Origin of the sequence: Kitasatospora viridis (genome assembly GCF_007829815.1) — a bacterium.
GTDB classification, from domain to species: Bacteria; Actinomycetota; Actinomycetes; order Streptomycetales; family Streptomycetaceae; genus Kitasatospora; species Kitasatospora viridis.
In genome coordinates, this window is sequence record NZ_VIWT01000001.1 from 935954 (window position 1) to 948728 (window position 12775).

Sequence of the window (12775 nt, forward strand, 5' to 3'; positions counted from 1 at the left end):
ACGCGGCACAGAAGGTCCGCATACGGGGGGACATATGGACTTTTCCCATACCAACGATGAATTGATGTTCCGTGAACGGGTCAAGGAGGAACTCCGTTCTCCGGACCTCGGCGCGGCCCTGGCCGCATTGCTGGGCAGCGCGGAACGGGAGCCCGACGAACGGGGGGTGTACCGGCTGCTCGGCGAGCACGGGCTGCTCGGGGTGGACTGGCCCCGCCGGTACGGCGGGCAGGGCCGCACCGCCGTCCACGCGGCCATCGCCGTCGAGGAGATGATGCGGGCCGGGGTCCCCGACACGCTGTTCGTCAACGGCGTCCAGACCGTCGGCAACCTGCTGCTGCTCGCCGGCACCGAGGAGCAGAAGCAGCGGATCCTGCCGCGCCTGGCGGCCGGCCGGTGCTTCGCGAGCGTGCTCTACACCGAGCCCGGGGTCGGCTCCGACCTGAGCGCGCTGACCACCCGCGCCGTCCCGGTCGACGGCGGCCACCGGATCGACGGCGTCAAGATGTTCAACCTCAAGAGCGGCATCACCGACTACGGGCTGTGCGCGGCGCGCACCTCGACCGAGGGTTCGCGCTACGAGGGGCTCACCCTGTTCCTGGTCGACATGCGCGCGCCCGAAGTGCTGGCCGAGCGCCTGGACACCATGTCCGACGAGCAGTTCTACCGGGTCGCCCTGGACGGCGTGCGGGTCACCGGGGCCGATGTCGTCGGCGGGCTGGGCCAGGGGTGGGCGGTGCTCGCCGAGGCGCTGCCGCTCGAACGCACCGGCCTGGACTTCGCGTTGCGCGCCGAGCGCTGGTACCGGGCGGGTTGCGGGGGCTTCGACGCCCCCGAGGGCCTCGCCGGCTCCGACGGCCACGACCGCGCCGCCGCGCCCGGGCCGACCGCGGACCAGCTGGCCGACATCGGCCGGCACGGCGCCGCCACCAGCGCGGCCCGCCTGCTGGCCTGGCGCTGCGTCGGCTCGGCCGAGGCCGGGCGGCTGGACGAACTGGGCACCTCCACGGCCAAGTGGTACGCGAGCGAGCAGGCGGCCGCCGTCGCCCGCTGGGCCACCGCCGCCCACGACTTCGACGCCCCACCGGAGTTGGCCGCGCTGCTGGACAGCGCCTACCGGGAGGCCCCGGGGCTGACCCTCTCCGGTGGCACCTCCGAAATGATGCTCCAGACCATCTCCAGCTTCCTGCTCGCCGGTGGAACCACATGAGACTCGAACTCGACGACGTACAGCGCGACCTGCTGCTGGCCCTGCGGGCCGGACTCGGCCGGGTGGCGGCAGCCGACGGACGACTCGACCCGGCCGAGGTGCACTCCTGCCTGGCCGAGTTGGACCTGTTCGCCCTGGAACTGCCGGACGACGCCGGCGGACTGGCCTTCGGCCTGGACCACGCGGCGCCGGTCTGCGAGGAGTTGGGGCAGTGGGCGGCGGCCGACCCCTACCGGGCCGGCGCACTCTTCGCCGACCTGCTCCGGGCACCGCGGGCCGACGGTGCGCAGCACCAGCCCCGTGACCTGGACGAGTTGCTGCCGCTGCTGGCCACCGGCAAGCTCACCGCGGGCCTGGCCGCCGGCACCGGCGTGGTCGCGACCCCCGGCACCGGCGGCTGGCGCCTGCACGGCGACTGCGCCCTGCCGGATCCGCCGCCCGAGGCCGCCTTCCACCTCGTCCCGGTCCGCCACGGCGGCGGCACCGCCCTCGCCGTCGTGGCCGTCGACTCCCCCGGCCTGGGCTGCGCGCCCACCGGCCGCGACGGCGTCCGGCGGCTGAGGCTGGCGGGTGTCACCGCGCACGCACTGTCCACGCCGCTGCACGACGCCGACGGCCTGCCCTCGCCGCTGCTGGTGCGGGCCCGGATCCGCCAGGCGGCGTACCTGCTCGGCCTGGCGGCGGGCGCCCACCGGCTCGCGGTCGCCCGGGCGGTGACGCGCCGTCAGTTCGACCGCAGCATCGGCGACAACCAGGCCGTCGCCTTCCCGCTGGCCGAGCAGTTCGCCCGACTGGAGGCGGCCCGCCTGCTGGTGCACGAGGCCGGCTGGCACAGCGACAGCGGTGGCGACGGCGGTGGCGACAGCAGCGGCTCGGCGGCGCTCGGCGCCACCCAGTCGCTCGCCTGCACCGCCGAACTGGCGCTCCAGGTCACCGCGCACGCGGTGCACGTGCACGGCGCGGCCGGGATCGCCACCAGCTCAGCCGTCCAACGGCACTACCGGGCCGCCGCGGTGGAGGCGACCCGGTGGGGCGCCCCGGCCGCGCTCTGGCGGGAGGCCGGGGCCCTGCGACTACGGTGACGTCCGGCCGACCGGCGCCGGCTCGGGCAGCACGATCCTGGTGCCCGGGCCGTCGCCGCAGGCCGCCGCCAGCGGACGGGCCGCCCCGCCGTCGGCGATCCACACCTGCTCCACCCCGCCGACCAGCGCCTCCCTGGCCGCGACCAGTTTGATGGTCATGCCGCCGCCCACCCAGGGCGGTGCCGGTTCGCCGGCCGGCGGCAGCCGGTGGGTGTCCAGCACGCTGGCCGGGTCGGCGGGGTCGGTGAGCACGCCGGGCGCACCCGTGAGGAAGAGCAGCCGGCTCGCCCGCAGGGCCACCGCGACGGCCGCCGCGGCGCGGTCCGCGTTGGTGTTGACCGGCTCGCCGTCCTCGGCCAGGGCCGGCGGCGACACCACCGGCACCACACCGGCGGCGAGCAGCCCGTGCAGCAGCGCGGCGTTCACCTCGACGATCCGGCCGCTGCGGTCGTCCCTGACCACGGTGGGACGCCCGTCCACGACGGCCCGCACGGCCTTCTTGCGGCGGGCCCGCAGCAGGCCCGCGTCGAGGCCGGTCAGTCCCACGGCGGCCACGCCGTGCCGGTCCAGGGCGGTGAGCAGGGCGGGTTTGACCCGGCCGGCCAGCGCCATGGTCAGCACGTCCAGCGTGGCGGCGTCGGTGTAGCGGGTCACCACGCCGTCGGGCGCGGTGAGCTGACGCAGCGTCAGACCGAGCTGTCCGGCGAGCCGGGCCATCTCGGCGGATCCGCCGTGCACCAGCACCAACCGGCGCCCGGCGGCGGTGAGTTCGGCCACGTGCTCGCAGAGCCGCTGCACGTCCAGGGCCCCGCTGCCACCGCACTTGACCACGACGGTCTCCGCGCCGCCGGCGGGCGCCGGCGCGCTCACAGCGGGTGCAGGCCGGGGAACTCGATCCCCAGCCGCTCCGGCCAGCCCTGCCTGATGTTGAGGCACTGCACGGCGTTGCCGGCGGCGCCCTTCACCAGGTTGTCGAGCGCGCCCACCGCGACCACCTCGCCGCGTTCCGCGTCGAGGGCGAAGCCCACGTCGCAGAAGTTGGAGCCGCTGAGGATCTTCGGCTCGGGCAGCCGGTACAGCCCGCGCCGCTGGGCGACGATCCGCACGAACGGCTCGTCGCCGTAGCACTCGCGGTAGACCCGCCGCAGCTCCGGTTCGCGGACCTCGGTGGCGAGCGGGGCCCGGCACACCACCTGGGCACCGCGCACGGCCTCCACGCCGGTCGCGCCCATGGTCACGTCCAGGCCGGTCGCCTGGGCCACCTCCGCCTCGTGCCGGTGGCCCAGCGGCGCGAACACCCGCATCGCGCCGCTGCGTTCGGCGTGCAGGTTCATCGGCCCTGCGCCGGAGCCGGAACCGCTGGACCCGATCCGGCCGTCGACGCTCACCCGGCCGGCGATCAGCCCGGCGGCCGCCAAGGGGTACAGCGCCAGGATGGCGGCGGTCGCCATGCAGCCGGGGACGCTGATCCGGTCGGCGCCGACGAGCTCCTTGCGGTGCCGCTCGGGCAGCCCGGTGACGAACTCCGCCAGCAGCTCCGGGGCGGTGTGCTCGGCACCGTAGTACCGCCGGTACACCGCCGGGTCGCGCAACCGGAAGTCGGCGCTGAGGTCGATCAGCACACCGGCCCGACCCGCCCACCGCGACACCATCGCCATGGTCTCGCGGTGCGGCGTGGCCAGGAACAGCACGTCGCAGTCGGGCGCGTCGTCGGGGGCCGTGAAGGTGAGGTCGGTCAGGCCGCGCAGGTTCGGGTGCACGCCGTCCACCCGCTTGCCGGCCAGGCTGCGGGAGACCGGCGCGACCAGCTCGACGTGGGGGTGGCCGAGCAGGATCCGGCACAGCTCCCCGCCGATGTAGCCGTTCGCGCCGACGATCCCGGCCCGGACCACCCGCTCCCGGGTGTCACTCACCCCAGTCCTCCTCGGCCTCCGGCGCGAGGGCCAGCAGCACCGGGTCGACGCTGAGGACCTCAAGCTCGCTGCGGCAGTCGGCGCACTCGATGATCTCGTTCTGCCGCGGCGCGGCAGTGAGCTCGACGTCGCTCTCGCAGCTCGGGCACATCACTGTGGTCATGTCATTTCCTCCTCTGATCAGGGCTGTCCGACCGGGCGGCGCCCAGCAGGGTCAGCGCCTCGGTCACGATCCGGTCCACGGTCACTCCGCCGTCCTCCAGCAGGTCGCGCTCGTCACCGACACTGTCGAGGTAGCGGTCCTCGATCCCCACCCGCCGCACCCGGCAAGGGTGTTCGGAGGTGACGAGTTCACTCACCGCACCGCCGAGCCCGCCCACCACGAGGTGGTCCTCGACGGTGACCAGGCCGGCCGTCTCCTGGGCCGCGGCGAGCACGGCCGCCCGGTCCAGGGGCTTGATGGTGTGCATGTTCAGCACCCGGGCCGAGATCCCGCGCTCCGCCAGCAACCGCGCCGCGGTGAGCGCGTAGTGCACCGGCAGCGGTCCGGTCGCGAGCAGCGCCACGTCGTCGCCGTCCACCAGCCGCACCGCCTCGCCGATGGTGAAGGCGTACGGCTCGGGGTGGACCTGCGGCGTCGGGTTGCGGCCGAGCCGGATGAACACCGGGCCGGGGTGGTAGGCGGCGGCCCGGACCGCCAGCGCGGTCTCACCGGCGTCGGCGGGCACCAGCACGGTCAGCTGCGGCATGGTCCGCAGGATCGCCAGGTCCTGCAGGGCGTGGTGCGAGGGCCCGTAGTGGCCGGCGGACAGGCCGCCGTGGGTCGCCACGATGCGGACCGGCAGGCTGCTGCCCGCAACGTCCAGCTTCAGCTGCTCGGCCGCCCGGGTGGTGGCGAACGCGCTCATCGTGTTGGCGAACGGGATCAGCCCGGCGGCGGCGAGCCCGGCGGACAGGCCGAACAGGTTCGCCTCGGCGATCCCGACGTTCACGTACTGGCCCGGCAGTTCGGCCGCGAAGCCGTCCTCGAACCCGCCCATGTCGGAGTCGACGCAGTGGATCCGCTCGTCGGTGCGGGCCAGCTCCAGCAGCGTGCGCCGGTAGGTGTCCCGGGCCGCGCCCTGGTAGAGCGCCGCCCAGGAGTCCTCGACCGGCGCGGGCCGCTCTTCGGCCGTGGTCATGTCCGGTTCCTCCGTCGTGCGTTCAGTCCCGCCACCGCCCGCTCGTGGAGCCGCGGCGTGAGCCGGACGTAGTGGCTCTTCCGGTTGTCCTCGAAGATCGGCACACCACGCCCCTTCAGGGTCCTGGCGATCACCACGGTGGGACGGTCCGGTGCGGCCGGCAGCGCGCCGAACACCGCCCGCAGCGCCTCCAGGTCGTGCCCGTCGACGTCGACCACCGACCAGCCGAAGCTGCGCCAGCGGTCGGCGAGCGGTTCCAGCGCCATGGCGTCCTCGGTGCGGCCGGTGATCTGCCAGCCGTTGCGGTCGATCACGGCGGTCAGGTTGCCGAGGCCGAAGTGGGCGGCCGACATGATCGCCTCCCAGTTGGAGCCCTCCTGGAGTTCGCCGTCGCCGAGCAGCGCGAACACCCGGTTGTCGCGGCCGGTGCGGGCCATCGCCAGCGCGACCCCGCAGGCCAGCGACAGCCCGTGGCCGAGCGAGCCGGTCGGGAACTCCACCCCGGGCAGCCGGCGCAGCGGGTGCCCGGCCAGCCGGCTGCGCCGCTGCCCGTAGCTGGCGCACTCCTCGGGCGGGAAGTAGCCGTGCTCGGCCAGCACCGCGTACAGCGCGGCGCTGGCGTGGCCCTTGCTGAGCACGAACCAGTCCCGGTCGGCCCAGGTAGGCTCCTCCGGCCGGTAGCGCAGCACCGAGCCGTACAGCACGGTGAGGATGTCGACGGCCGACAGGCTGCCGCCGACGTGGGTGCCGTGCTCGGTCGCGCCCATCGCCAGCACGTTCTCCCGGGCCCGGTGCGCCCGGTCCGCCAACTCGGCGGTGCTGACCGGCTGTTCCGTCACGCTTGCGCCGCCGTCCGGTCGAGCTGCTGCCACAGCGGCCGGTAGGTCATCGACCGGGCGGCGGGCAGCAGCAGCTCCCGCTGCTCCCACACCTTCTCGAAGGCGTCCGCGCAACGGTCCAGCAGCGGCCCGGCCGCCGGGTTGAGGTGCCAGCGCTGGATGGTCAGCGAGTCCTCGATCACGGCCAGCGTGGTCGGGTGGTCCTGCGGGCGGTAGGGCTGGTCCGCGGGCCGGACCGCGCGCAGCGCCGGCTGGGCCGGCAGCGGCAGCGACTGGTACGGCCGCACCGGCACGCCCTCGGCGCGCAGCGCGCGCTGCAGGATCGTGCGCAGCGCGCCGGGGCTGACGTCCGGGCAACCCGAGCGCTGGTTGTCGAAGCGCAGCCGCAGTTGGAACCAGGCGTGGGTGCGGTCCGGCGGGCAGTGCGGCGTGACGATCCCGTCGAGTGCCGCCAGCCGGTCCAGGAACCGGCGCACGTTGCGGTCCCGCTGCTCGTGCCGCTCGGCCAGCCGGGCGAGTTGGCAGCGGGTGAAGGCGGCCTGGATGGTGCTGAGCTTGGCGTTGCCGGCCACCACCGTGGAGAGGTAGGCCCGTTCGCCGCGGCCGGTCAGCTCCTCGCCGAACTGCCGGTGCAGCAGCACGCGTTGGAGGATCTCCGGGTCGTCGGTGGTGATCAGCCCGCCCTCGCCGCTGGTGGGCAGGTTCTTCGAGGCGTTCAGGCTGAACGCCGCGACGTCGCCCAGCGCGCCCGCCTGCCGGCCGTGGTAGGTCGCGCCGTGCGCCTGTGCCGCGTCCTCGATCAGCACCAGGCCGTGCCGGTCGGCCAGGGCCCGCAGCGCGTCCATGTCGCAGGGCAGGCCGTGCAGGTGGACGGCGAGGATCGCCTGGGTGCGCGGGGTGATCGCGGCGGCCGCCGCGACCGGGTCGATGGTGTAGGTGACCGGGTCGATGTCCACGTACACCGGCACGCAGCCGCGCAGCACCGGCGCGGACGCGGTGGCGATGAAGGAGAAGGCCGGCACCAGGACCTCGGCACCCGGTTCGATCCCGGTCGCCACCAGTGCCAGCTCGATCGCGGCGGTGCCGGAGGAGAGCGCCGCGCAGTGCCGGACCCCGACGTACTGCGCCCACTCCTGCTCCAGGAGTTGCACCTCGCCGTGCTCCACCGAGGTCAGGCGCCCGCTGTCGAGGACCCCGAGCACCGCCTCGCGCTCGGCGTCCGTGACGATCGGCCACGCGGTGCTCTCGGAGGCTCCCGCGTCGGCGTCCACGGTGCGGGTCCCGCCGAACATTGCCAGCCGTGAGTCGGCCATCAGTTCCTCACCAGTTGCTCGACCAGGTAGTCCACGTAACAGCCGGCCAGGTCGATGTCGAGGACCTCGGCGGCGCCACGGAACTGGGGTGTGTGATTGACCTCGTTGACGAGGAGTCGTCCCTCGCCGTCCTCCAGGACGTCGATCCCGTAGACGCCGGGGCCGATCGCGGCGGCGGTGGCGGCCAGCAGCTTCTCCAGCTCCGGGCCGACCGGGCACGGTTCGGTGCGGGCGTCGCGGGCGGTGTTGGTGCGCCACGACGCGGAGGTGCGGTACACCGCGCCGACCACCTCGGTGCCGAACACCAGCCCCCGGATGTCCCGTCCGGGCTTGTCGACGTACTCCTGCAGGTAGGTGATGCGCTGCTGCGGATCGGGCAGCGCCTCGCGCAGTTCGAGCACCGCCTCGGCGGCGTCCCGGTCGGCGAGCCTGGCCACCTGTCGGCCCCAGGAGCCGGTCAGCGGCTTGACCACCGCCGGGTACCCGAAGTCGTCGAGGGCGTCCAGCGCGGCCTGCGGGGTGAGCGTGACCAGGCAGCGCGGCACGGGCAGGCCCGCGGCCTGGAGGGCGAGCGTGGTGAGGAGCTTGTCGCCGCACAGGGCGATCGCCGCGGCGCTGTTGACCACCGTCACGCCCGCGTGTTCGAGGAGCCGCGCCGTGTTCAGGTTCCGGTGGTGCGACACCTCGCGGGCCACCGCGACCGACCAGGGCACGGTCGGCCGGTCCAGCCGGAAGACCGCGGTCCGCGGGTCGAGCACCTGGTACGAGACCCGGCGGCGGTCGAGCTCGTCGAGGATGCGCTTCTCCTCGAACGCGATGCGCGAGGCGACGAAGGCCAGCCGCGGCGGCAGCTCGGCGTCGTGCTCGGGGGCGTGCTCGGCGTCGTGCTCGGAAGCATGCTCGGGGGCGTTCACCGCAACGCCTCCCGGTCGCGGCCGGCACCGGCCGGCAGCGGTCGGCGTGCGGCGGCCAGGGATTCGGCCAACTCCTCGACCGCCGTGGTCAGCACGTCGATCGCGGTCAGGTAGTCGGCCAGTTCCACGTGCTCCTCGTCGGTGTGGTCCAGCCGGGAGTCCCCCGGGCCGTAGGCCGCGATCGGCACGTTCCACTCCGGTCCGACCACGTTCATGTCGGAGGTGCCGAGCTTCACCTTGGCGGTGGGCGCCCCGACGTGCCGCCGGATCCCCGCGCGTAAGGCGGCCACCACCGGGTCGGTGCCGCGCGACCGGACGGCCGGCAGGCTCTCGATCACGGTCAGCCGGTCCGGCGCCACCAACTCGCGCAGCCAGCCCAGGAATTCGTCCCGGTCGAAGCCGATCGGGATCCGGCAGGAGACCTCCAGCCGGGCGTTCAGCAGATCGCCGCCCAGGGCGACCAGGGCCGGGATCGCCCGGTCGAAGGCGGGCTGTCCGGCGTCGTCCGGGTCGAGCCGGCGGCGCACCGCCTGCCAGTGCTCCACCGCGACCTCCACCGCCTTGGGCGCCGGCGAGCTGGTGTGCGCACCCGGGCGGGAGACGTCGACGGTGAAACGCACGATGCCCTTGTAGCCGAGCACCACGTTGCCCAGTCCGCTGGGCTCGCCGATCACCACGGCGTCCGGCCGCACCTCGCCGCGCAGGTGCTGGGCGCCGGGCGAGTTGCCCTCCTCGCCGACGGCCCCCACCACCATGAGGTGGGCGTCGCAGAGCGCCGACGCGCGCAGCGCCGCCCACACCATGGTGGCGAGCGGGCCCTTGGCGTCGACCGTCCCGCGGCCGTACAGCTTGCCGTCGCGCTCGTACACCGGCAAGTCGCCGGGCACGGTGTCCAGATGGCCGAGCAGCAGGATGAGCGGCGCACCGGGGTTCCCCAGCTCGCCGATCGCGTTCCCGACGCCGTCGACGCGGGCCCGGAAGCCCAACCGGCTCATCTCATCGACCAATTGATTGACCAACCGGTCCTCGTTGCCGGTGGTCGACGGGATCTCCACCATCCGCCGGAGCAGCCCGACCTCGTCGTATCCGCCCACGACTCAGCCCCCAGCCGGAATCGTCATTGCTTACTTCCCCCGTGTCGTCCGTCGCCGTCCGCTGTCATCCGCGCCAGGCATCCGTCCCTGCCGTGACGCTAGAGGCGGACCACCGATTCGGTCAAGGCATGATCGTCTGCACGGCTCGGTTCCACGACGTTGACCAGGAACTTCGTGAGCAACGGAAAATAGTGGGCCTTCTCACGACAGTTCGGCACGATGGCCGCACCCTACCCCGAACCCGCTCCGATCTGCGCAACGGCGCCGTAACTACCAGTGATACGAAGCCATTTGCGTTCGACAAACGACGGGCGGCCGAGGTTAGGATCAACTCGGCTGGCACTCTGGGGACTTCTGGGGAGAGCGGCTTCTTCGCGCGGCGTCCAAGCGAAAGTTGGGGGACAAATGGACCAGTTAGCGGCAAACAGGCAGGGGTCAGTCGCCCTTGACACCCGCCGCGGAGTCGGCGGCCTGAACCTTCATACCGTCGACGAGCGAACAGAATCCGCAATTCTCGAACGCGCGGTCCGCAGTCTCGACACATGGCGCGGTTATGTCAAGACGTTTCCGGCATCCGCTCCATCCGCGCCTTTCGGGACATTCCCTTTTGCCGAACTGCTCGCGCACTTCCGGCATACGGGTCGATTGGCCGCAGATCCGTCGCTACTGGCGGCCCTGCGGGAAACGCTGGCCGCGGAGCGCGATCCCGAGCTCTCGGCATGGCTGCGGATGACGGTCGATCAGGAGGACGGCGACTACGCCTCCTACCTCGGCGGCGAGCTCTACGAACGGCACGCGGGCCGGACCGGCGAGCGGCGCGGCGACGACGCGATCGACGACGAGGTGGTCATCGCCCTGATCGCCGACCTGGTGTCCCTGGAAGCCCGGGCACTCGGCTCGGCGCCCGGCAACGACCGCCAACGCGCCCGCACTCGGGCGGCGTTGCAGGCGCTGGCCGGCCTGGCCGAGCTGGCACCGGACCGGGCGCCGGGCCACGAGCTGCTCACCGCCGCCGAGTTGGCCGGCCCGCTGGCCGGCCGCCTCGACGACGGCGCGCTCGCCGAGCGGGCGTCCGCCGTCGCCGCCGCGGTCGCCGACACCACCACCGCCGGAACCCGGCGGCTGGTCGACCTCACCCTGCTCCCCGTCACCCGGATGCACGACGAGCTGATGTTCATCCGGATGATCCAGGTGTTCGAGATCCTGTACACCCATGTCGGGAACGGCCTGGCGGACGCGGCGGAACTGCTGGACCGGGGCGAGGTGGAGGCCGCGTGCGCGGTGCTGGCCAAGGCCACCGGCCGCATGCAGGCGACCCGCATGCTCTACCGGGTACTGACCACGATGCCGCCGGAGGCGTTCTCGGTGATCCGGAACAACACCGACGGCCGCAGCGCGATCCAGTCGCTCGCCCACCGGCGCGTGGAGCAGTTGAGCACCTCGACGGTGCAGGAGGCCTTCGAGCGGCGCTCGCCTCGCCTCGACGACGCTCAACTGCACGACCTGGTAACGGTGTTGAAGGCCATGGACACGAGCTGGACCACGGCCAAGCGCACCCACTGGGGCATCACCTTGAAGATCATCGGAAGCGTGGCCGGAACCGGCGGAACCACCGGGGCCGACTACCTCGCGACGCGGTCCGTGATCCCGCTGTTCCCCTTCCTGCACGGCAGCGCCTGACTCGCACTGCCTGACCCGTACCGCGTGCGCGGGCAGGACGGACACCGAGCCGTCCTGCCCGCCCCGTCTTGCCCCGCCCCGTCCCGCCCGCTCAGTCGCCGCCGTGGAAGACGCAGCCCACCGCGGCGCCGCTGCCGACGCTGACCACCCCCACCGCCGGATCGGCGCTGGCCCGGACGAAGCCCCCGGCGTACCCGTCGTCCCCGTCGTCCCCGGCACCGCGCGCGCCCACGTACAGGCCCCAGTTGAGGAAGAGCTCCTGGAGCCCGCCGGCGCCGTCGGGGAACGGCTCGGCGGCGGGCCGCACCCGGTGCTGGAGCACGAACGGGCCGTCCATGGCCGCGGCGACCTCGCGCTCCCACGCCGCCGGGTCGCTCTCCCAGCCGGCGGTGATGCCGTGGCCGCCGTGCAGCAGGGTCGGTTTCAGGATCAACTCGTGCCGGTGGGCCAGGGCGTGGGCCAGCGTGTCGACCCGGGCGCCGTCGGGGGCGGTGAGCCGCGGGCGCACGTACCGCGTCCACGGCAGCAGCCGGTCGACGCAGGCCAGTTCGGCGGCGTCGAACAGGTCGCGGTGCCGCTCGTCGGAGAGGATCGCCAGGGTGCCCTTGTTGCCGTACAGTTCGGCGTCCAGCCGGCTGAACAGGCCCACCCGGCCCCGCTCGACGGCGAGCAGCAGCGGCTCCAGCTGGGCGGTCGCCACGGGGTCGGTGAGGTCCTCGGGCAGGAAGTACCGGAAGACCACGTCGACGGCCCGGCCGCCGACCGTCGGGCGGCCGTTCGGGTAGCTGAGCTCGCCGAGGTCGCAGGCGATCCCCTCGGCCCCGTGGTCGGCCAACTTCGCGGCGAACACCCGCAGTCGGGGTCCGACGACGGCGAAGTTGTCCACCGTGTCGACCACGGCGACCACGGGCGGCCGGTCGGCGGGAACGTGGGCGGCGCACTCGGCGCGCATGGTCCGCACCATGTGGCCCAGCGTGTCCTGGTAGCGGAGCCCGTGCCGGTGCACGAACTCCGCGAGCGGCGGGTAGGCCAGCATCGCGCGGTTGATGTCGGCGTTCTCGAAGCCGCCGAGCGCGCTGGTGAGGTTGAACTCCAGGAGCTTGAACCCGGCGCCGTCGTGGTAGAGGTCGGCCCGCCCCAGCGGGAGCAGCGTCCCGGTCCGGGCGCTGCGGGTGATCAGCGCCGACTGCCCGGGGTCCAGGCCGACGGCCGCCGCCAGCGCGGTGGTGCTGCCGCCGAACACCCGCTCCGGCAGCGAGCGCAGCAGCCGGTAGACGGTCTGGAGGTCCGCGACGACGGTGCGGCGCTCGCCCTCGCCGAGGAAGGCGGGGCCGTTCAGGAACCGGTCCTGGTACGCCAGGGTGAGGGTGGCCGAGTCCCGGGCGGCGGCCGCGGGGTGCTGACTGCCGGTCAGCGGGTGCTGCGCGAGCTGCTCCCCGTACGCGTGGCCCAGGCGCGATCTGGGCGGCTCGGGCGGGCTCGTGGTCGTCATGGCAGGTCCGGATTCGCTAGTAGGTGGTTCGGCTCGGGCCGGTCTCCGGCCGGCCCC

The 12775-nt window shown here is 73.7% G+C and carries 12 protein-coding genes; 3 read left to right on the top strand and 9 right to left on the bottom strand.

Annotated elements, in window-relative coordinates; all coding sequences use genetic code 11:
- Positions 1-64 precede the first annotated feature (64 nt).
- Both FHX73_RS04310 and FHX73_RS04315 read left to right on the top strand, forming a co-directional pair.
- Positions 65-1210: an acyl-CoA dehydrogenase family protein gene (locus FHX73_RS04310; protein WP_246213341.1), complete on the top strand. Its 1146-nt coding sequence runs from the start codon at positions 65-67 to the stop codon at positions 1208-1210.
- Complete coding sequence (locus FHX73_RS04315) at positions 1207-2292, top strand: acyl-CoA dehydrogenase family protein (protein WP_145903366.1); 1086 nt, start codon at positions 1207-1209, stop codon at positions 2290-2292. The genes FHX73_RS04310 and FHX73_RS04315 overlap by 4 nt, the downstream gene beginning before the upstream one ends.
- On the opposite strand, the gene FHX73_RS04320 is transcribed toward FHX73_RS04315, so the two are convergent.
- The 8 genes from FHX73_RS04320 to FHX73_RS04355 are packed head-to-tail and all read right to left on the bottom strand — an operon-like array spanning position 2284 to position 9546.
- Positions 2284-3162 (bottom strand): [LysW]-aminoadipate kinase, encoded by an 879-nt coding sequence (locus FHX73_RS04320; protein ID WP_246213342.1) that lies wholly within the window; start codon positions 3160-3162, stop codon positions 2284-2286. The two genes, FHX73_RS04315 and FHX73_RS04320, sit on opposite strands and share 9 nt — an antisense overlap.
- On the bottom strand, positions 3159-4184 hold the full coding sequence (gene argC, locus FHX73_RS04325) for an N-acetyl-gamma-glutamyl-phosphate reductase (protein WP_145908047.1): 1026 nt from the start codon (positions 4182-4184) through the stop codon (positions 3159-3161). Before argC ends, FHX73_RS04320 begins: the two co-directional genes overlap by 4 nt.
- A gap of 13 nt (positions 4185-4197) precedes the next feature.
- Positions 4198-4368, bottom strand: a complete 171-nt coding sequence (locus FHX73_RS04330) for a lysine biosynthesis protein LysW (RefSeq protein WP_246213343.1) — start codon at positions 4366-4368, stop codon at positions 4198-4200.
- A gap of 1 nt (position 4369) precedes the next feature.
- A complete protein-coding gene (locus FHX73_RS04335; protein ID WP_145903367.1) occupies positions 4370-5386 on the bottom strand; it encodes a transketolase family protein in 1017 nt (338 codons plus the stop codon).
- Positions 5383-6225, bottom strand: a complete 843-nt coding sequence (locus FHX73_RS04340) for a transketolase (RefSeq protein ID WP_246213344.1) — start codon at positions 6223-6225, stop codon at positions 5383-5385. The genes FHX73_RS04335 and FHX73_RS04340 overlap by 4 nt, the downstream gene beginning before the upstream one ends.
- Positions 6222-7538, bottom strand: a complete 1317-nt coding sequence (locus FHX73_RS04345; RefSeq protein ID WP_145903368.1) for a DegT/DnrJ/EryC1/StrS family aminotransferase — start codon at positions 7536-7538, stop codon at positions 6222-6224. The genes FHX73_RS04340 and FHX73_RS04345 overlap by 4 nt, the downstream gene beginning before the upstream one ends.
- Positions 7538-8452, bottom strand: coding sequence for a lysine biosynthesis protein LysX (gene lysX / locus FHX73_RS04350; protein ID WP_246213345.1), 915 nt, complete (start codon positions 8450-8452; stop codon positions 7538-7540). Before lysX ends, FHX73_RS04345 begins: the two co-directional genes overlap by 1 nt.
- Positions 8449-9546: a M20/M25/M40 family metallo-hydrolase gene (locus tag FHX73_RS04355; protein WP_211786139.1), complete on the bottom strand. Its 1098-nt coding sequence runs from the start codon at positions 9544-9546 to the stop codon at positions 8449-8451. The genes lysX and FHX73_RS04355 overlap by 4 nt, the downstream gene beginning before the upstream one ends.
- Positions 9547-10275: 729 nt before the next feature.
- Here FHX73_RS04355 and FHX73_RS04360 point away from each other — a divergent pair.
- On the top strand, positions 10276-11226 hold the full coding sequence (locus FHX73_RS04360) for a tryptophan 2,3-dioxygenase (RefSeq protein WP_170304837.1): 951 nt from the start codon (positions 10276-10278) through the stop codon (positions 11224-11226).
- A gap of 91 nt (positions 11227-11317) precedes the next feature.
- On the opposite strand, the gene FHX73_RS04365 is transcribed toward FHX73_RS04360, so the two are convergent.
- Entirely contained in the window at positions 11318-12718 is a 1401-nt protein-coding gene (locus FHX73_RS04365) for a hypothetical protein (protein WP_145903370.1), read from the bottom strand.
- Between the last annotated feature and the right edge of the window lie 57 nt (positions 12719-12775).